The 18,453-nt window shown below is 58.0% G+C and carries 15 protein-coding genes and 1 pseudogene; 5 read left to right on the forward strand and 11 right to left on the reverse strand.

Annotated elements, in window-relative coordinates:
• Nucleotides 1-193 precede the first annotated feature (193 nt).
• Nucleotides 194-442: a hypothetical protein gene (locus CIT37_RS34125; RefSeq protein ID WP_131233136.1), complete on the reverse strand. Its 249-nt coding sequence runs from the start codon at nt 440-442 to the stop codon at nt 194-196.
• A 128-nt stretch (nt 443-570) separates the two neighbouring features.
• Between CIT37_RS34125 and CIT37_RS34130 the strand changes: the two genes are divergently transcribed.
• Nucleotides 571-852 (forward strand): hypothetical protein, encoded by a 282-nt coding sequence (locus tag CIT37_RS34130; RefSeq protein WP_154694114.1) that lies wholly within the window; start codon nt 571-573, stop codon nt 850-852.
• Between the two features lie 593 nt (nt 853-1,445).
• On the opposite strand, the gene CIT37_RS34135 is transcribed toward CIT37_RS34130, so the two are convergent.
• The 5 genes and pseudogenes from CIT37_RS34135 to CIT37_RS34155 all read right to left on the reverse strand — a co-directional run.
• Nucleotides 1,446-2,912 (reverse strand): ThiF family adenylyltransferase, encoded by a 1,467-nt coding sequence (locus CIT37_RS34135; RefSeq protein ID WP_157158173.1) that lies wholly within the window; start codon nt 2,910-2,912, stop codon nt 1,446-1,448.
• Between the two features lie 98 nt (nt 2,913-3,010).
• Complete coding sequence (locus CIT37_RS34140) at nt 3,011-3,559, reverse strand: Mov34/MPN/PAD-1 family protein (RefSeq protein WP_028143554.1); 549 nt, start codon at nt 3,557-3,559, stop codon at nt 3,011-3,013.
• Nucleotides 3,560-3,563: 4 nt separating this feature from the next.
• Nucleotides 3,564-4,052, reverse strand: coding sequence for a hypothetical protein (locus CIT37_RS34145; RefSeq protein WP_028143555.1), 489 nt, complete (start codon nt 4,050-4,052; stop codon nt 3,564-3,566).
• Entirely contained in the window at nt 4,052-4,363 is a 312-nt protein-coding gene (locus CIT37_RS34150; protein ID WP_028143556.1) for a hypothetical protein, read from the reverse strand. The genes CIT37_RS34145 and CIT37_RS34150 overlap by 1 nt, the downstream gene beginning before the upstream one ends.
• A 584-nt stretch (nt 4,364-4,947) precedes the next feature.
• Nucleotides 4,948-5,147, reverse strand: a pseudogene (locus CIT37_RS34155) (transposase); the annotation flags it as partial.
• Nucleotides 5,148-5,479: 332 nt separating this feature from the next.
• Here CIT37_RS34155 and CIT37_RS34160 point away from each other — a divergent pair.
• Entirely contained in the window at nt 5,480-5,701 is a 222-nt protein-coding gene (locus CIT37_RS34160; RefSeq protein WP_028143557.1) for a hypothetical protein, read from the forward strand.
• A gap of 1,014 nt (nt 5,702-6,715) precedes the next feature.
• Here CIT37_RS34160 and CIT37_RS34165 read toward each other — a convergent pair.
• The 5 genes from CIT37_RS34165 to CIT37_RS34185 all read right to left on the reverse strand — a co-directional run bounded on the left by CIT37_RS34165 (nt 6,716) and on the right by CIT37_RS34185 (nt 13,250).
• Nucleotides 6,716-7,759 (reverse strand): IS110 family RNA-guided transposase, encoded by a 1,044-nt coding sequence (locus CIT37_RS34165; protein ID WP_018273859.1) that lies wholly within the window; start codon nt 7,757-7,759, stop codon nt 6,716-6,718.
• 89 nt (nt 7,760-7,848) lie between these two features.
• A protein-coding gene (locus tag CIT37_RS34170; protein WP_095425220.1) for an IS3 family transposase occupies nt 7,849-9,038 on the reverse strand; the annotation gives its coding sequence in 2 pieces (ribosomal slippage) (nt 7,849-8,792 and nt 8,792-9,038; 1,191 coding nt in all).
• A 61-nt stretch (nt 9,039-9,099) separates the two neighbouring features.
• Entirely contained in the window at nt 9,100-9,369 is a 270-nt protein-coding gene (locus CIT37_RS34175; RefSeq protein WP_028144096.1) for a site-specific integrase, read from the reverse strand.
• A gap of 432 nt (nt 9,370-9,801) precedes the next feature.
• Nucleotides 9,802-11,556 carry a nodulation protein NodU gene (gene nodU / locus CIT37_RS34180; protein WP_080588739.1) on the reverse strand — a complete coding sequence of 585 codons (1,755 nt, stop codon included), beginning with the start codon at nt 11,554-11,556 and terminating at the stop codon, nt 9,802-9,804.
• A gap of 500 nt (nt 11,557-12,056) precedes the next feature.
• On the reverse strand, nt 12,057-13,250 hold the full coding sequence (locus CIT37_RS34185; protein ID WP_049802023.1) for a pyridoxal phosphate-dependent aminotransferase: 1,194 nt from the start codon (nt 13,248-13,250) through the stop codon (nt 12,057-12,059).
• 1,376 nt (nt 13,251-14,626) lie between these two features.
• Between CIT37_RS34185 and CIT37_RS34190 the strand changes: the two genes are divergently transcribed.
• From CIT37_RS34190 to CIT37_RS34200, 3 genes are read left to right on the forward strand one after another with little or no spacing between them, the layout of a single operon-like run.
• Nucleotides 14,627-16,198, forward strand: coding sequence for an amidophosphoribosyltransferase (locus tag CIT37_RS34190; protein ID WP_223153742.1), 1,572 nt, complete (start codon nt 14,627-14,629; stop codon nt 16,196-16,198).
• On the forward strand, nt 16,195-16,881 hold the full coding sequence (locus CIT37_RS34195) for an HAD family hydrolase (RefSeq protein WP_028144093.1): 687 nt from the start codon (nt 16,195-16,197) through the stop codon (nt 16,879-16,881). The genes CIT37_RS34190 and CIT37_RS34195 overlap by 4 nt, the downstream gene beginning before the upstream one ends.
• On the forward strand, nt 16,878-17,780 hold the full coding sequence (locus tag CIT37_RS34200) for an NAD(P)-dependent oxidoreductase (protein ID WP_041956566.1): 903 nt from the start codon (nt 16,878-16,880) through the stop codon (nt 17,778-17,780). The genes CIT37_RS34195 and CIT37_RS34200 overlap by 4 nt, the downstream gene beginning before the upstream one ends.
• Nucleotides 17,781-18,453 lie beyond the last annotated feature (673 nt).

The following is an 18,453-nucleotide window of genomic DNA, read 5'->3' on the forward strand; positions in this document are numbered from 1 at the left end:
TGTGGCCTGTCTTCTGCTGGAAAACTGGGGCAAAGTCCGTTGAGCACGTATGCGACTGAAGGGACGACATTCAGTTCAGCTGCATTACTCTGCCGAGAGCATGTGGCGGCGGGCATAGGCAGAAACTTCACCTCGACATTCCTGATAGCGTTCCTCCTCCGACTTTCTCGCAACACACTGTAATGACGAACCACTAAAGAATGTTGTTCAGTAGAGAGAGCGCTCGCGAAGTTTGCGCCGCGCGGGCAATGGTTCCCGTCGCCGATCGCTCGGCAAAGGCGAAAGTCAGTTTGTCCGTATTCACTTCCGACAATCCAAGAAGGCTGTCCGGCCTTTCCCCGCTCGAGCCCGAGAGTTTGGTAGTGAGGTTAAGCCCTTCGCTCGTGAACGCCATTTCGGCGGATCTGACGAGGCTGATCTCTCCAGCCAGACTCGTGTCCACGCTGGGACTGCGGAAGGAGTCCACCTCTGCCCCAGTTTGCGGCTTGCTCCTGCGCCAAGATCATCTCCGTAACCGAGCCGACTGACAGTTGATCGTGATCGAGGTCGCTGTCGTTTGAGAGTACGCCAATGGCTGCCGACGCTGTAACAACCCTGCCTTTTGCTACGCCATTGCTGTCGGAAATTGCGACCGGATCGTGGTTGGTTGGGGTGAACAACACCCACTATCCTTATTGCGACAAGTACGGCGGTCGCACCCAATGCGCCGATACCAGGGATTGTCATCAGCCGGCGTGTGACGTCCTCTCGATCGGCGACCGCCTCGATCTCCTTTGTCACTTCGCGAATCCGTTCTTCGAGGCGGCGGAGATCGGCGAAGAGATCGCCCACCAGGCGACGCATCACTGGTGACAAATCGTTTCTTTCGTCATTCAAAGCGCGCGGCAACTCGAGTTTTAAAGGGGATCAATCGCTGTCCGCTCAAGCTCCCGAACAACGCCAAACTCTTCGCCGTTGAAGCAGTCCTCAGGGCGATCCGAGACGTCGTGATGAGGCCAGCGCCAGAACACCATGAGTGTTCAACCGAACAACAGAATGAGAGCGACGACTATCTGTGCTTGTAACACTTCCCCCGGAAAAGGCTTGCGGCACTATTTTGTCCAGAATTTTCGATGGGCCAACAAGCGCGCCGATGCGACTCAGTTCGAGAACGGGCCTTCGGAGCAAATGCTGGCTTGGTATGCAAAATCGGCAACAGATATTCGTCACTTCTTAAGGAGAGATCAGCCGCAGGAGACCAAGTTGCCGCGGCCAGAGCTCGGCCGATCAGCGTTGCTGCGCAACTGCGCTGATTCACTCCATCCCTTCGCCTGACCACCGTCCCTGCTATGGCGCTCAGGTTGGTCGTCCAGGCAGCGGACGACCTCTTCTCGAGCGTTCGCGTTTATCTGGCGCGCAACTGGTTTTCTCTAACGGACGATCTTCTAGACCGAAGGCGGGACCGCTCAACGCCACAGACGAAGATGGCGAGACCTGCCTTCGGTCTGGCAGGTGCAGTTCGGATTTGCGCCTTGCACGAACCAGCGAGAACTTGGATGGAGAAAATAGAAGAAATTGGAGCAACCACGATCGGTTGGAAAAGCAGCAATTCCGATCGACATCTTAATGTGCTGGGCAGCCAGAATGATTCCCGCGGCCATGGATGTGAACCCCACCGAGAATTGCGGGTCACCTGGCCGGTTGACGTAGTCGGCAAGTTGCTGGATGCCGACCGACGCGCACCCTGGATTGCTTAATGCCTCCTCGACCTCGTTAGCGCTCATGCCGCGAGCAGATGTCCACGCTGCCCGTTGCACCTGCGACAACCCGCGCAACTCATCAACCAGGGCAACGAGTTCTTTGCGTGGATCGCGAAGCCGGTTGTGGCACTTCAGGCACATCCACGGCGAGGGAACGTCGTAGATGGAGACGCTTGACCGCAGACCCGTAGCGTGCGTGCTGCCGCCCATCAACATGCGCGGCCATACATTCTGGATCGCGTGCCGGGCGAAGTTTCCATCAGTATCGTCAACACATGAGAGTATCGTGTCGAACCGGAAGATTGCCTCATCGGACGCGAGCTCCGGAAGCTGATCGCCTCGATCGACGCGACGCAGAAACTCCTCCCACTTCTTCATCACATGGTGGGCCGTCAGCCCGCGGGACCGCAGATATTGGGCAACGATCTCAGCCTTCGATCGATCGTCGTTAAAGTCAACGATGCGAGCAAGCGGATAACGGTTGAGATTGGTTATATCGTCCAGCGCCTCCGGATCGATGGCCGTCACGTGACCCCGCACACCAGGCACGGAGCCGAGGGCCAGCGCGAAAGCCTGGCCGACCGCACCGGCGCCGACCAAGTAGGGCTGGCCGATGGACAACGTCTCGGGCAGCTCAGCGGAGGGCAAATCTTCCCACCCCGATCGGGTCTGCAGATCGAGGAGCGAATACGCAAGCTGATCGACGAAGGAACCGCGTTCGGGGTTAATTCCGCGCAGGTGCTTGAAAACCTCGGCAGCAGCTAGACACCCCGCGAAAGCAGGGCCGAGTGGATTTTTGTCCCGCGGTATCACGCTAGGAGCTGATCCGAGCGGACCCGCGTAGATATTCCATCCGTCTGCGAAGATCGACAGTCGTCGATCCGCGGCGAATCGCGCGCCCTCATTTCCAACCGTGATCTCAACGTCTGCGCGTTTATCAGCGGCGATATCGAGCTCAACGCGGACACGATCGCCTACGGCTTCCTTCGCCCATGCCAAAAGAGACTCACCGAGACTTCCAGGCTTGGCGTACGGTACGACGCCGTCGAGAAGGCGGGTCTCCGGCACTGACAACGCGATGCCCTCGACAAGCTGGTCTTGCCGGACCAGTTGGTTCGTCAGAGTCCAGATCATGTGCTGCCCGGCGAACGTGGACGCGATCGCGGCGGGCACCGTGACTCTCACCAAACCTTTGCGGGCCTGATCGATAGGTCGAAGGGCACCGGAAGGGTCCGGCCGCAAATGCCTATCGCCGAGAAGAGGGCCAGACATCAGCGCAAATCCAGAAAAGAAACCGTACCGGCACCTTCGAGAACGAGACGGCGGGCCGCGTCGGCGATCGAAAGAAGGTGCCAGTAGTTGATCTGGAATTCATGGATGCCGGCCCGATGCGGCCATGGACCGGTCCAGTGACCGTACCGCGGAAAGACCACCGACAAGACCCCTCGACTTATCGCACGGGCGTCGTCGTATCGGGAATGCTCGACCCAGTCGCCCGGATGCGAATGCACCTGAGCGAGCGCGACCCAGCGCTTTGCTCGGGTGGCCGCCGACACCGCCGCCATTGCCTCGCCGGTGACGTCGTAATTGCCCCACGTGCCGCGCTGTGGGGGCACAACAACGGCTTCCACGCGCCCGCACCCTCCAGGCAGATCGCGACCGTACCAGAAGCAGCACGTCTCGACGCGCCCGGCCCCTTGCAGCACCCCGACCGTTTGTTCGAGGGCATTCTTGGGCGCGTAGAGGATAGCGGAATTGGCTTGATAGGGCTGCTGCGGCGGCGATCGGCGTATCTGGTCGTCCTGATCGAAATTGCTCATGCGGTTACCCCTGACGGCCCCTGTAGTAGAGCCGCATGGCCTCGGTGATGGTGAACAAGGTGTGGTTGAAATTGTGGCGCTCAGGGTCCCAGACATGCCGCGCCTCTACCGAGTGGCGCAAGTCGTAGAACTCCAGCGTCGTGGAGTTGCAGATGAGCTGCCGCTTTTGGTCGTTGTAATTTGGATGCACCCTAAGGTGCGGCGCCTCGATGTTGGGAAGCCACCGATCATCGTCGCCCAGCTTGTAGTCCTTCGTAATCGGGTTCACGAATTGCGCGCTCGGTGGCCATTCGGGATAGCAGTGAAATTGAAGTCGCAGCAGGAAGAAGTCGGCACTCGGGCTCCAGAGCGGCACGCACAGGGTTAAGGCGTCGATTCTGCACCAGCCGGCCTCTTCCAAAGTCCGTCCCTTCAGAGCGAGAGGAAGATCCCGCTCGAGCGCCTCGCCGCCACGAGCAGGATCTGGGACAGGTGTCTCGTTGGCATTGGCCATCACGCCCCGCCGGTGCCACCGACGATCTGATACTTGCGTGCCGGACAGATATGCTGCTCTTGGGCCTGCCGCAGCGTGAGCCCGAGATAGGGCGTCAGGTCGGCGCCGGCGTGTTGGCACTGGAACTTGTCGTCAGCGTCCTTGTGCTCCGCCGGATTAAACTTGCCGTAAGAAGCGTCCCATACAGCCTGCAGCGTGGTCGCCCACGAAACCTTAAAGGTCACGTCGCGGTTTGTCTTCGTGTTCAACACCACGACACGCGTTTCTTTCGCAAAATCAACAACTTCATTCTCATCGGCAACTTCAGCCATCTGCTCGGCTCCTTCCAAAATCAGCTAATTAGCTGAGCCCCTCAGACTAGAGCAGCGGCGGCGCCGGCTTTTTGCGTTTTCACACGGAGTCACGACGAACAAGGGCGCGGGGTGTTGTTTTCAAGCCGCAAGACGTCGCTAACGACGGCCATTCGATCGCAGCTTCGTCGCGGACAATCTCGCACCTGTGCCTTGCAAGCGCGCATTCTCTGCAGGCAACGGTGCAGTTCGTGCTGAACGTTCGCATCAGGCCTTGTCAGCCGTCCCAGCGGGACATACGTCGGCAAGCTATTCGCCGAGCGATGCAAAGAAGTCGGGTCATTCGGAGGAAAACTCTGCGATCGCCGCGTACAAGATATCGACAAACCCGGAACACTTCTGTAGGGAAGTGCACAATATTAAACGCGCCACCTAAGAGCGTAGCCGTAATTCAATCCGTTTCAAGTCGCCCGTATGGTTGGGCTCAATGCTTTCAATGTGAGCTAGCGCGAATGCCTGGTACCGGAACCATTTCAGTGGTTTGCCAGCGCCCCCCATAAATATGTGAGAAGATCACGCGATGACTGTGCGCGAGCAGCTGTTTACTTTGTTGCGCAACCTGCCTCTTCCAAGGCCCTCAGCCGCTTCGCCTCGGAAACCTCCATGCCGCCGAATTTGGCCTGCCAATTGTAGATCGTCGCCTCGGAAACACCCTGCTTGCGAGCCAGGTCGGCTGTCTTCGCCCCAGCCTATGGTCCTTTAATACCGCGATAACCTGCTCTTCCGTGAACCTTGCTCGCTTCATCTGTCCTCCTTCTTCTGATATCTGAGGCCGGCAAACTGGACCATTTTTGGCTAGAGTTCTCGCTGCCGATCCGTCGACATCCGGACGTACTGCGCAGCCCGGAGCTCGCGCTCCCGAGGCCCGGGCAGCGGGGCATGCTGGACGGTGAGCTCTGTTTCCATGGAAGGCTCCCGAACTGTGCAGCGGTCAGCCTATTCAACCCGCCTGAAAACCAAGAAGTGTGAAGCTGTTCACCCCCGCCGAATCCCTCTTCGCCTACAATAGGAACGTCCCGGTCCGGGACGCTCATCCGGGAATGGACGAGTCGGAGCTGGGGAAGCTGGAGGCCGGCCATGAAGCGCCACGCCATGAGCAAGTATTTCGGTAGTGGCGCCGGCCACGTTCTGCGCCAGCACAACAGCGCCGTGCTGCTGTTCAGCTGGCGCGGCAAGTCCGACGGATCGGCCCGATATGTCGAGCGCGTCAACCGCTACGCGCGCGATGGCGTGGAATATCCCTGTCTTGCCGCCTTGCTCCGCGCGGTCGAGGCCGAGCACGCTCAAAAGGAGCGCTGATATGCAACATCAACGGCATCGCCCCACCGACCTGTTGGATCTGTACATCGGCGCTAAGCGCGCGTTGGAGCAAGCGATCACGGCGCTCAATGCCGGAGCGGCAGGGCCGCGGCAGCGAATTCGGTGCCGGCCTCAAAGTTTGCGACGGCGGAGCTGTTCCAACCCATCCTTGATCAATCGGAGATCTGCGTGAACGTGCTTGCTTGCGGAGCCGGACGCGGACTCGAGCAATTCGCGCCGAAGGCCCCTCATATCTTCAAGCGCCTGCTGGTTCCTTAAGCGAACGTAAGCTGAGACTATTGCTTTACACCACATGTCGTTCCAAATGCGTTACAAAATGAGTTCTCAAGATTGACTGAACTGCAGTGACCCGCGAGTACATATGTGAATCGCAGATGCCGAAATCTCAAATATCATGTGCAAACGGCACACGGGGAGACTGTAAACCCAGCTCGCAGACTTCGGCAACAACCTGCGCTCGGAGGGAAACACGCCGGAAGAATACGGAACCCAATCCGCTGGACGCACTCGGCGCCGCGCGGAACTTCGACGCGCCGGAGTGGACCGGCCCCGGCCTGGAGGTTTTTTCCGGATCGAAAAACCGAGCTGGGACGGAGAGGTCTGTCACTGTCTGGGCGGCAATAAGCGACAAACGCAGCTTCATCCCCCAAAAAAGCCGGGGAGTGATCCGCGGAACCCAGCTTGCCAAAGCCAAAGAGCTGCTCAGTGACCTTTGACCTTGCCCCCATATGTGGAACGGCCCGCGAGGCAAGAGCTTTTTCAGTCGATTTCACACATTGGAACGGTGCGGTCATATGTCCGGCCTTTGCGCGCGGCACAATATGGCCGCTGGCCTCGATGAGATCCGCGGAACGAGGAGCTAAATCAAGTTTACGCGCTTGAGCGCATTGGGGGCAGTAGCTTCACTCGTTTCGGGATTTCGTCCCATGGGTTCATCGCCTGTTGTTGCACCTCGCCCTCTGCCGGCCTGCGCCGGTCAGATCGTTTTGGCGGTCACTGCGTCACCGCGGCAATCGCCAATGGGTCGGGACGCCGATAAATTCCGCCCTTGTTCAGGAGCGCCCAGATGATCCGCGCCGTCTTATTGGCCTGCGCGACGGCGGCAACCTTGAAGGGGCGTCTGGCGAGAAGCGCCTTCAGCCACGGCCGCGCCCGAACGTCGTTTCGGACAAGCCGCAAGACGGCCGTTGCCCCGACAACGAGGAGAGAGCGGAGTTCTGGATTTCCCATCTTCGATATTCGTCCCAACCGCTCTTTGCCTCCGCTTGAATGAGGCCGCGGCGTCAATCCCAGCCAGGCGGCAAAGTGGCGAGCCGACTTGAACCCGCCGGGATCCGGCACAAGCGCTTTGATGGTCGCCGCCGTAATGGCGCCGACGCCAGGGATCGTGGTCAACCGACGCATGTCCTCGTCGTGCTTGGCCTCCGCGACGATTGCGCGCTCGAGCCTCTCGATCTGGTCGGCTGAAGCTTCAATCTCGTCGGCAATAGCCATCAGCGCGAAGCGCGCTGCTGCGGGCAGGCGTGCATCTGTCTCATCCCGTATGATTGCGACCAGCGCCTCAACCTTTGCCAGGCCGGCGGTGGCGATGATCCCCAATTCTGCCAGATGCGCGCGCAACGCGTTGACCGACTGCGTTCGCTGCCGCACTAGAAGAGCGCGGGTCTTCAGCACCATCGCGGCAGCCTGTTGCTCAGCCGTCTTAATCGGCACGAAGCGCATGGTCTTTCGGGTCACCGCTTCGCTGATGGCCTCAGCGTCCGCCGCATCCGTCTTGCCACGCTTGACGAAGGGTTTGACATAAGCCGGCGGAATGAGCCGGACCTCATGACCGAGAGCTGCGATCTCGCGCGCCCAATAGTGGGCGCTACCGCATGCTTCCATCCCCACCAGGCATGCTGGCAGCTTCTCAAAGAAACGCAGAACTTCGCTGCGCCGTAGCTTCCGGTTGAACACGGGTGAGCCCTCGGCATCCGCCCCGTGAACCTGGAAAACGTGCTTGGCCAGATCCAGCCCGATGGTGATAACCTGTTTCACGGAACGGTCCCTCCTTTGTGGCGTTCGAACAACGACCACGTTCTAGCACTTTGATGCTGTTGGAGCGGGCCGTTCCACCACATCAAGTTTTATCCAGTCCTGAGTTCGCCCCGGCTGTTGGATTTGCCCGGTTGGGCGGTGGTAGCGACGGGAGCTGGCGCGGAGCCCTCGGCATAGCGCAGCGCCAGATCCCGGCGCGGATCGCAGGTGAAGGCGAACTCGGACGGCGTCTTCCATCCGAGCCGCGAGTGTGGTCGTGCGTCGTTGTAATCGGTCCGCCAGCATCGGAGCGCGACGCGGGCATGGGCCAGCGACGTGAACAGCGTCTCGTTCAACAATTCATCCCGCAGCCGGCCATTGAAGCTCTCGATAAAGGCATTCTGCATGGGCTTGCCCGGCGCGATGTAGTGCCATGCAACACGGCTCTGATCGGCCCATGTCAGGATGGCGTTGCTGGTGAACTCGCTGCCGTTGTCGCTGACCACCATCTTCGGCTTGCCGCGTTCCATCAGCAGCCGGTCCAGCTCCCGCGCCACACGGGTGCCGGAGAGCGAGGTGTCGGCTACCAGCGCCAGGCACTCGCGGGTGCAATCATCGACCACGGTGAGGATACGGAAGCGGCGGCCATCGGTGAGCTGATCCGACACGAAGTCGAGCGACCAGCGGTCGTTCGGCGCCATCGGCACCATCATCGGCGCCCGGGTCCCGATCGCCCGCTTGCGGCCGCCGCGGCGGCGCACCGCAAGCCTCTCTTCCCGGTAGAGCCGGAACAGCTTCTTGTGGTTGATCAGATAGCCTTCCCGCTTGAGCAGAACATGGAGGCGCCGATAGCCGAAGCGGCGGCGCTCCTGGGCGATCGCCTTCATGCGCTGGCGAACGCCGGCTTCGTCCGCCCGGGTCGTCCGGTATCTCATGGTCATGCGGCAGCAGCCGATGGCTTTACACGCCCGCCGTTCACTCATCCCGTGGGCAGCCACGAGATGCGCGACAGCCTTCCGCTTGGCCGCGGGCGTCACCACTTCTTTCCCAAGAGGTCCTTCAACGCCGCATTGTCCAGCATGGAGTCGGCCAGCAGCCGTTTCAGTCGCGTGTTCTCGTCCTCCAGCGTCTTTAGCCGCTTGGCCTCCGACACCTCCATGCCACCGAACTTGGCCTTCCATTTGTAGATGCTGGCGTCGCTGACGCCATGCTTGCGGCACAGATCGGCGACCGACACGCCGGCCTCATGCTCCTTCAAAATCCCGATGATCTGCTCTTCCGAAAAGCGGCTGCGCTTCATGCTCTGGTCCTTGTGGTGGGCCAGAACGAACTTCAAACTGGATCAAGCCCGAGGGGCAAGGTCAGATGTGATCGGGCACGATTGGTAGCTTTTGGAGCGCTTCCAACATCTGCTTGAGTTTGGCCGAACTGGCGTATCGCTCTTCCGTAATGTTGTCGCCGCCATGGCCGAGTATGTCGGCGCGGAGTTCAGAAGCCACGCCAGCGTGCTTCAGATCAGCGCCTCCGCTTTTGCGAAACGAATGGAAAACCTTCTTCTCGGCGGCATTGGGCACCGCGACGTTTGGCACTTTGATCCAATCACCATAGAACGTGTCGCCGAGTCCGGTCATTAGCCGCTCGCAGCTCCGGAAATAAAAGCTTGTGGCCCAGCTTTTTAATGGCGGAGTGGTATTGAAGAAACCCAAGTCGGAGAACTTCACTTATGAGCGGCACTCGCCGCATCGACTGCAGATTCTTCAGCGCTCGGTGCTCGTTCGGCCGAATGAAGATATAGGGGATTCCATTCTCTTCGAGAACGTCATCGATGTCCAAGCCGCATAGCTCCTCTCGGCGCCCGAAAGTGTATCTCGCGAGGTACGGTACGACGTGCAATGCGTCGTGATAGACGAGCGAACCGGCCTTGATCCTGTTTTCGGAATCCTTGCATCCTCTCCATGGAGCTTGACGGAATATAGCGGCCAAGTCTTCAGCAGAAAACGGATTGCTTTGGTCGCGATCCCTACCTTTCTTCGTTACCCCTAGGCCTGCAGCGATCGCATTCGTCAAACAAGGCGGCCTCTGGCGGGAGGTATCCGATCTTTGGCGTACGGTTCCGCCTCCGCGCGCTGAGAGAGAAAGATGTCGTTGGCCAGCACTGAGTCTCCGCCCGCGCGTTTCGTCCACAGCACGCCATCGCACCACACGTGGTCAACGCGGTCCCACTGGCAGGCAGATGCCGCATTCGGGAAAAACCCGCGTCCATTGTGATTGGCGCTTGTGTTGCATAGTAGCGGAATGCCCGTGAGGCCCTCGTATTCGACGAGAAGTTCGGCGATTTTGTGCTGAGAGGTCCTGCAAATAGTCTGCAATCGAGCAGATCCGTCCAGATGCACAACAGCGGGGATCTTGGCCCGCCATTCTGCTCGTGTTAGGTGCTCGAAGAGCATGTAAGGGTCTGGCGTTCCAGGACTAAAAATATCCGGCGCACGATCCTCCAGGCATATTGGCGCTACCGGCCGGAAGTGCTCGCGAAGTTTGATGTCGTTGAGACGGTCCTTCATTCGCGGCGATGTCGCCGCGGCCAGTATGCTTCTGCTACCCAAAGCCCGAGGTCCAAGCTCCGCGCGGCCGGCAAGGAAAATGACGGGCTTGTTGCTGGCGAGAATCGTTGCAAGTTCACGCATGCTACATGGTGAGCCGTCCCATCCGGGCGGCACGTCGCCTCGTTCCACGGCTGGACCACTATAGACGGACCATTCCAATGGTACAAAGCCTTGGTCCGCCCCTAATGCGGAGCAAGCGGCACCTATTGCCGAGCCACTGTCATTCGGAAAGGGTGGCACCCAGATAGCATCGAACAAGCCGGCAGCTCGTAGTGTGCTATTCCATTTTATGTTGAGACCGCAACCGCCGGCGATGCACAGATTGCGCGCGGGAAGCCTCGAATGTCTCTGTATAGCACTCGCGAGCTTGGTAACGAGCAGACGCTCTTGGAACCAATGAAAGGATGCAAGCACATCTTCGGGGGCTTTGGCTTTTAACCGTAGCGCGCTGGCATCGAAGAACTCGTGGACAGGCTCAAGCGCGGCGTCCTCGCTGCAACGATCGACTGGCTCCGTAAACGTGCTAAAGTGCTTTTCGTAGAGCTCCTGAAACACCTCGACGATGCCTTCGTCGACCGAACCGAGCGCGATATAGGCCATCAACTTGCCCGCAACACCGAGGTCCCACTTGGTCCGGTTCGACTGCTTGTATGGTCCGAAGTGGTAGCCTGCGGCAGCATAAGCATGCCCGATCAGCGGGAAGAGGCACTCGAGGAACCTGGCTGCGCGGCGTTCTATATGGTAGAGACGTGGAAAGGAGGCGCCGTCCCACACCAGACAGAACGCGGGCTGCCCGGCCTTGGCGAAAGGGCTAGTACAAAAGGCCGAAGCCACATGGGCTGTGACATGCGGATAGCTTTGATAGGGGAAGGCGCTCCCGTTGAGCATTAGCCCAGAGCCGTCGTGCGCTATGAGGAGGCCTTCGGCATCGCCCTCAACATACGGCGCCCCTTTAAGGGTAATGGGTGCAGTCCCACTGAAAACCTCAAATTGTGACTCGACCTCGCCCCACCATCCGTCGATGACGAAGCGATCAACGTCTCGCGGATCAAAACCGTGCTCTGCCAGGGCGACAACAACTGCATCGAGATTGTCGATTTTTTGATATCGCGGATTATTGCCCCGCTTCTCCTGCTCGATACAAAAGACAAGCCGTCCGTCCTCGATAAGAGCGACTGCTCCGTCATGGGTCAGTTTGATACCGCAGATGCGCATACTGTCTCCGAACCTAATGCCGGTGATCCACTCGACTTGAAGGCGCCGCAACTGTTGCTCATCGCGAGACTCAGATGGGCTCCCATCTGTCACGATGCACGCTCTGGGCCAGTTCAAATCAGTGGAATCGCTGGCGATTGTCTGATCAAAGTCGGAGTTGGAAGCGACTTGACCGATTCGTGACACCGGACGCGTTCGGTTTCGGACCAAGCACTCCCGCCTACGGCGACAATTTGCGTGCGTGCGACCTGCGGCCCTTTGTGCCTTCTCCGACGTCGAGCGAACGAGTGCATCGGAACTCTTTACCGGATGGTGAGATCGTCGACCAGATCAGGAGACGTGACCTCCAGAGGCGGCGACGAAATGCGGTCTTTGACGTTACGATTCGACCGATGCTCGCCGTTAACGGACATAGGAGCTGCTTACATTGCCGAGTGCAAGTCATCAGCTGAAGCGCAGATATTCACAACCATGCCTTTCGTCTGGAACTGGACCGGCCGTTATTTGATCCTAAGGCTATTTAGCGCCTGGACGACGCGCGTCAGGCCGATGGCCGATGCCCCCGGAGGGGCGCCGAATGAGAGTCGCAGACCGTTGACGTCGCCAAACGCGTCTCCCCCAACGCAAGCCACGTTAGTTTGCTTCAGGAGCCAGCTTGCAACATCATCCGTCACTCCAACGCGACCTTCGTCCTGCAAAGCAGATGCAAGCCTGTTCAGATCAAGATAGAAGAATAATGCCCCGTCGGCACGAGGTGGCGTTACATCACGTAGATTAGAAAGGATGTTAAGACCTATGTCGCGAGCGTCGAAAAGCCGTTGGTATGTCTCCCGCTCAATACGGCCGCCGACCTGAAAGTGGCTCAGCGTAGCCTGCTGCGCCTCTCGACTTGGTATCATCGCTGCATAGCCCTGAAGCTTTCTAGCGGCGGAAACGATGGCCCTTGGAGCCGCGAAATAACCCAAGCGAGAGCCTGATATCTCCAGCGCCTGTGAACATGGATTGACCATGATCGTTCGCGATCGCACGGCGGGGTGCGCCACGACGATCGACTCATGGCGGTGTAAACCAGTGAATACCAATCTTGAGTAGCGCTCGTCCGAAATGATCCATATTCGGAATTCGATAGCAAGCTCGCCGACGTCCTGCAATGTTGTTCGGCTGTAGACTGCGCCCGTCGGATTGTTGGGTGAATTGATAATCATCGCTTTAGTCCGCGATGTAATGGCAGCTCGGATTGAGTTGCCATCAGGAGTATATCGTGGGCGCTGAGCGTCGACGAACACTGGTACTGCGCCAGCGGCGTGAACCAGTGCTGGGACAAACGGTTGCCAGGGGCGGATAATGATAACTTCGTCGCCCCGCTCTAGGACAGCCAGGCCCGCACAAAGCAGCGCTTCCTTTGAGCCGGCAGTGATTGCGATCTCTTCCGCACTCCAATCAAAGCCTGTCTGGGCGGCGAGCCTTTCCGCAATAGCTTTGCGGAGCGGCATGAGGCCAATGGGATCCAGGACGCCGCTCGCCCCAGAATCGACAGTAACCATCGCCCTCTCGTGCGCTAATGAGAGTGACTGGAAGATCTCGTCATTTGCGAGATCGATAAACTCATGCCCGCCAAAAGCAGAACCCGACGCCACGTCCTGGGCGCCGGGCACACGCTCTGTAAAACAGAACGATATCGAGTCTGACTGCAAGTGACCTCCTACGGTCGTCGAACTCGAGCAGCGAGCCAAAGCTCGCGACCGCCGTACTCTCGCGGTCTAGCCATCGAACCATATTCGGCGAGGCTGGCGATCTCACCTACACCGACACAGCCCCCCTACACAAAGCCGACAGCCTAATCGCCCGTCGCTCCATGCTGAGTGCTTGGTGCGACAATTGTGGCTCAACATCAAACTGACGGCTCTTTGGCTCGACTACGCTGCATAGAACGGCTGGACTGCTTGCAAAATGCGGGCCCCTGCCATCCTCCTACTTGCGAAGCGTTTTGCAGCCGGCACGTGGATACTTGAACGACCTCGGGCTCAAAGGATTTCGCAAACGTGAGGACTAGGCACGTGCGCCGCGACAGAGCCGTTGACGGTGACATATTGCAGTTGCTCCTGCCAAATTCGTTCAAGGTGCATCGGCGCCCGATCCGCGCAGGCGGCACGGTGTGTCATCGCCAGGAATTTTGGTGCCTGATCAATCACCAGTGTTAGTAGTTGATCCGGTACGCGTTGAAAACGCGCGTTAAGATGTTGCGACCTTTCCAGACAATCATGCACCATGCAAGCTGATGATAGAGGGTCAATATGTAAGCCAAATGGAAGCGAAGATTACAATGGCGTGAGAAGGACGGTTTTCACTCTGTGGAGGTTGAGATCGACAAAGCCGTTCTATTCGTCACTCGCCCCCTGAGATTGATTAGGGTAAGGCAGGAAAACATCGGGCCGCGAGATCGGTCAGGCGCTCGCTACCCCAGAGAGCCTGTTCGTAGCAGTGTGCGCACAGCGGCTACCAAATGTGAGTTGGCCAAAGAACGGAGGGGCTAGGTTGCCTATAAGTCCATTCGTTACTCTGTCCCGCAGACGGACGTGCGCACTTCGACTGTCCAGGACCCGGCTCTCGGTATCGGCAATCGCGCAATGGGTCGCTTTGCATCATCTGCCGGGTCTTACTCGCAAAACACGAAAATACCAACGCGCCGCTACCAGGCCTGCTTGGAGCCCTTTTCTAATGCTGGTCGTCCGTAAGGACCCGCTTTGGTGGTTTCCCCGCAGAATGGAAGGAAATGAGTGGAACATCAGAAGGCTTTCACTGACTTCAAGCACTCGCACCTTCGCTCCGGTGTGGCGCTTTTCGCACACAGTCGTAGCATCTTGAACATCGTGTGAGGGCCTGAACGAGGCACAACACTCAACTGAGTGGCTAGAGTGGCTCGTGTTCCAATTTTCCTCGCTCTAGAAGTGCCAGCCAGTATTTTCAAAGGAGTGGTACGACGCTTGCTTAAGGATGAAGCGAACTTCCGCCTTCATATAGCCATGCGAGGCGCCCCGCCAGATCGGCTTCTTAAGAAGTGGGTGACTATATGTCCGGTGTCGCCGGTGCGTTTCTCTGCGCTTCAAGCGAACCATGGTCGCGTGTTGTTGATCAGCTGAAGAAAATGATTCCGACGCTTGCACTCCGTGGGCAAGCAGGTGTCGCGGTCTATGCTTTCATGCAAGAGCGTGGGATCCGATATGCAAGGGCGATTCAATCGAACGATAATTCAGTGCGCATCGACGGAATCGAACAGGACCCGCGCTTTCGGCCTCATGTTGCAATCGCGCAGATCCGCAGCGGAGGTGGGGATGACGGCGATGTGCAGTCAATTCCCAGCCGCTATTTTGCAATTTCTCTGGACGGCGCCTTGGTGAACGCTCATGAACTCAGGAGCGAATTGCTCGCTCAGGGACCACTGATAGATACCAACACAGACGCCGAGCTCTTGCTGAGGTGGATCGAACGATCTTGCGAACGAGAATATTGGCGTCACGGCTTGCCCGCAGACTACGAAGCTATCTTTCGCGAGCTTGATGATCGTATCGATGGTGCCATTTCCGCGCTTTTGCTAGATATGAACGGTGATCTTGTTGCATATCGCAATCGAAGCGGTTTGCGACCGTTGGAGACTATGCGGGCAAGCAATGGATTGTTGCTCTTTGCTTCCGAAAATTGTGCCTTCGCTGGCTTGAAAGGTGAGACCCAGCAGCTCTTGCCTGGGAGCATACGGCGCGTGGACGCCAAGTCCGGCCGCAGCGTTGACCATATCCTGAACAGCCGAGGATGTAAGGCCAAACTCTGCGCCTACGAAACTCTCTATTTGGGAAGTCCGAACACATCGGTTGAGGGCCATTCACATCGCCAGACCCGTCACAACATCGGGCTGGCCTTGGGGAGAATCGTTGCGGAGCGAGTCCAAGCAGACCCACTCTTGATGCCGCCAATCGTGTCCTCCATGCCAAAGACTGGGGGGCCGTACGCCGATGGTCTGTTTGACTCTCTCGCCGAACAGGGCGTGCTCGCCGAGCGTAGTGACGTAGTGGCAACGCAATTTCTTGAGCGAACGCTCCTGGGCAGACCCAAGGCCCGACAATCTCGCATTGCTCAGAAGTATCTCGTGTCGGAATCTGCCGTCGCTAAACGGACCATCATAGTTGTCGATGAGGCCCTCATTCGAGGTGATACCAGCCAAGCCGTCACAACGATGCTCCTTGCCGCTGGAGCCGAAGCCGTACATTGGGCAATTGGTTCGCCGCCTATAGTTGCTCCACACTACTACGGCATGGGTATTGATACGCTAGATGAGCTCGCATTCTGGCAGGCGTTGAAGCGACTGCCGCCCGAACTACGCGCCCAGAGTCTTCGCTTCCACAGGATGGATCCGCCAGCCCTCAAAATTATTGAAAGCAACATTGCGACGGCAATCCAAGCAGCCACCATCACTTATCTGCCCTTCCGTGCCCTTGTACCCATATTGGCCAACAGGCTAGAGGGCATCGATTTGTCGCCCTTCACGTTGGAGATGCCGACCCCCGCTGGACGTCAGCGCGCGGACAGAAACTTGAAAGCTTTGCTGGCCGCTCTTCCTGTCAATCCCCGTCTGAGGTCAGCATCATGATGCCCGCTCTCGTATTTGACTGGAACGGAACACTGCTCGATGACACATACGCGCTGCTCGAAACGACCAATGTAATTTTGGACCGCTTTGGTCGTCCGAGCATCGATATAAACACCTTTCGAGAGCATTGTGATGTTCCCCTCGATCGTCTCTATCGTAGCCTCGGAATGTCGCAGGAGGAGGTTGAGGCGGTGGAGCGTGACGAAGGCGCACTGTTTCACGACACGTACGAGCCTCTTGCGGATAAAGCCGATTTACGTGAGGGGGCGCGCAGAGTGCTCGCGTTAGCCCGCCGAGAATCTGCTCTACTCATCATCCTCAGCAACCACATAGTCGCGCCTCTACAGTTTCAGCTGAGGAGACTTGGAGTGGATGACTACGTCACCGACGTGCTCGCCTTTGAAAGCCGCGCCACGCAATACAAATCGATAAGCAAAGGAGAGCGGCTTCGCCTTTATATGAACAGGCACAACCTGAAGCCGTCGTCAACCTTCATCGTCGGCGATATGCCCGTCGAGACTGATATTGCACGCAGTCTCGGGCTGACAAGCATATCCATTACCGGAGGATTTGTTTCGACCTCGCGCCTGCAAGCTGCGCGTCCAGATTACACCATCAACAACCATCACGAGCTGTTGCCGATCCTACAAAGCCATGGCTTCTTTCGGAATACTAAATCATGAGCAAGGGATCGTCAGCGAACGCGGCTCCCAAAACGATCAAGCAGAGCATAGGGCTTATCGGAGCGGGGCGCATGGGAACAGGTATAGGGATCAGCCTGCTGCGTCAGCAAAACGAACTCCACATCAAAGTCAACAAGAACCGGTTCGGTGCTGATCGCCTGATGGGTGCAGGGGCCCGCGAGCATGCGTCGATCGCTGAGTTGGCGCAGCATGTAAGTGTGGTGGTGTTGTCATTACCGTCCAGCCGCGAAGTTGAGACGGTGTGCCTCGATCACGATGGACTGTTTGTTAACATGTGCCGAGGAGGTTTGATAATTGATTGTACGACCTCGTATCCCGCATCGACCATTGCATTGGCCAAAACGGCGGAAAGACGAGGTCTTAGCTTCATTGATGCTCCAGTAACACGAAGCCCCGAGCAAGCAGAGCTCGGCCTTCTCAATGCGATGGTTGGATCGGATGCAACACTCTTTCCCGTTGCTGAACGCATTCTTGCTGCGTTTTGCGAGACCGTTATGCATGTTGGAGATGTCGGACACGGCCACAAGCTCAAGCTTGTTTACAACAGCATGACTATGGGCATCGCTGCGGTCGCCGCTGAGGTCTGCCAATTCGCGGATAGTCTTCAGATAGATCTTGTGACACTGCGCTCTTTGGTCAGTCGGGGCTCTACGAACAGTGGAATATTCCAAGCCTTCGCCGCCTTTTTGTTGGGAGAGAAACCAGATGCACTGGCAATCTCGATTGCAAATGCTGCAAAGGACATCGAGTGTGCTGTGCGCCTAGCGCGCGAGAGTGCCGTTTCCGTGCCGGTCCTGGATGCTGCCGCGCAGGAACTCAACCTCTCAGTTGTCGCAGGCAAAGGTGAACTGACCCTCCCACATTTGGCCCGATCGTAGACGCTTGGTGTGGTTCCAAGCGGGCCATTTTTCCACGAGTCCCTGGTGCCCCTCGACTTCCTGGGCATCGAGAGCGATGACTAGGACGAGATGGTCCGCATCTTCAAAGAAGTCAGCGGCGTTTCTTATACGATGGGGTGGAGTTCGATCCAAACAGCGTCAAGGTCAATCGCATTCGCGAGGAAACTGAGTATGGCGGCCTGCGCATCACCGACGCGTTGGTCGATACTGCCAAGGCCCGAATCATTATCGATTTCGCCTTTGGTGATGCGGTCGAATCGGGTCTACTGGACATGGACCTGTCGGTTCTCCACGATCTTCCTGCTCGCATCTGCGCGCTTCTGCGCGTGAGATGGTCATCGCCGAGAAATTCCAGGCGATGGTCATGCTGGACCGCACCAATATTCGTGGTGCTCGCGGCCTCATCATTGGCGCGGATACTTGAGGGCTTTGGCACACGCAGCTGTTATCCGTCCGCGCTGATCTGCGGACAACGTATCTCATTTCTGCTCTCGCCTGAAAGAACAAGAAGGTGTCGGTCCAGCAAAGAAAAGGACCGCTGCCGGATTTCTCCGACAGCGGCTCAAGTCTGGGGAGAGGCAGACGTACCGGTCTGCCAGCGGAGAAGGGCGGAGCGCTTGAAGCGATCCGGCGGCACTAACGAAGTCGTTCT

It is taken from the genome of Bradyrhizobium ottawaense (assembly GCF_002278135.3).
GTDB lineage: Bacteria > Pseudomonadota > Alphaproteobacteria > Rhizobiales > Xanthobacteraceae > Bradyrhizobium > Bradyrhizobium ottawaense.

Coding starts and splice junctions, on each gene's coding strand:
- CIT37_RS34130 (WP_154694114.1), top strand. CDS start 571: ATGGCTGCCGACGCTGTAACAACCCTGCCTTTTGCTACGCCATTGCTG.
- CIT37_RS34140 (WP_028143554.1), bottom strand. CDS start 3,559: ATGAGCAATTTCGATCAGGACGACCAGATACGCCGATCGCCGCCGCAG.
- CIT37_RS34145 (WP_028143555.1), bottom strand. CDS start 4,052: ATGGCCAATGCCAACGAGACACCTGTCCCAGATCCTGCTCGTGGCGGC.
- CIT37_RS34150 (WP_028143556.1), bottom strand. CDS start 4,363: ATGGCTGAAGTTGCCGATGAGAATGAAGTTGTTGATTTTGCGAAAGAA.
- CIT37_RS34160 (WP_028143557.1), top strand. CDS start 5,480: ATGAAGCGCCACGCCATGAGCAAGTATTTCGGTAGTGGCGCCGGCCAC.
- CIT37_RS34175 (WP_028144096.1), bottom strand. CDS start 9,369: ATGACCGGACTCGGCGACACGTTCTATGGTGATTGGATCAAAGTGCCA.
- nodU (WP_080588739.1), bottom strand. CDS start 11,556: ATGCGCATCTGCGGTATCAAACTGACCCATGACGGAGCAGTCGCTCTT.
- CIT37_RS34190 (WP_223153742.1), top strand. CDS start 14,627: ATGTCCGGTGTCGCCGGTGCGTTTCTCTGCGCTTCAAGCGAACCATGG.
- CIT37_RS34195 (WP_028144093.1), top strand. CDS start 16,195: ATGATGCCCGCTCTCGTATTTGACTGGAACGGAACACTGCTCGATGAC.
- CIT37_RS34200 (WP_041956566.1), top strand. CDS start 16,878: ATGAGCAAGGGATCGTCAGCGAACGCGGCTCCCAAAACGATCAAGCAG.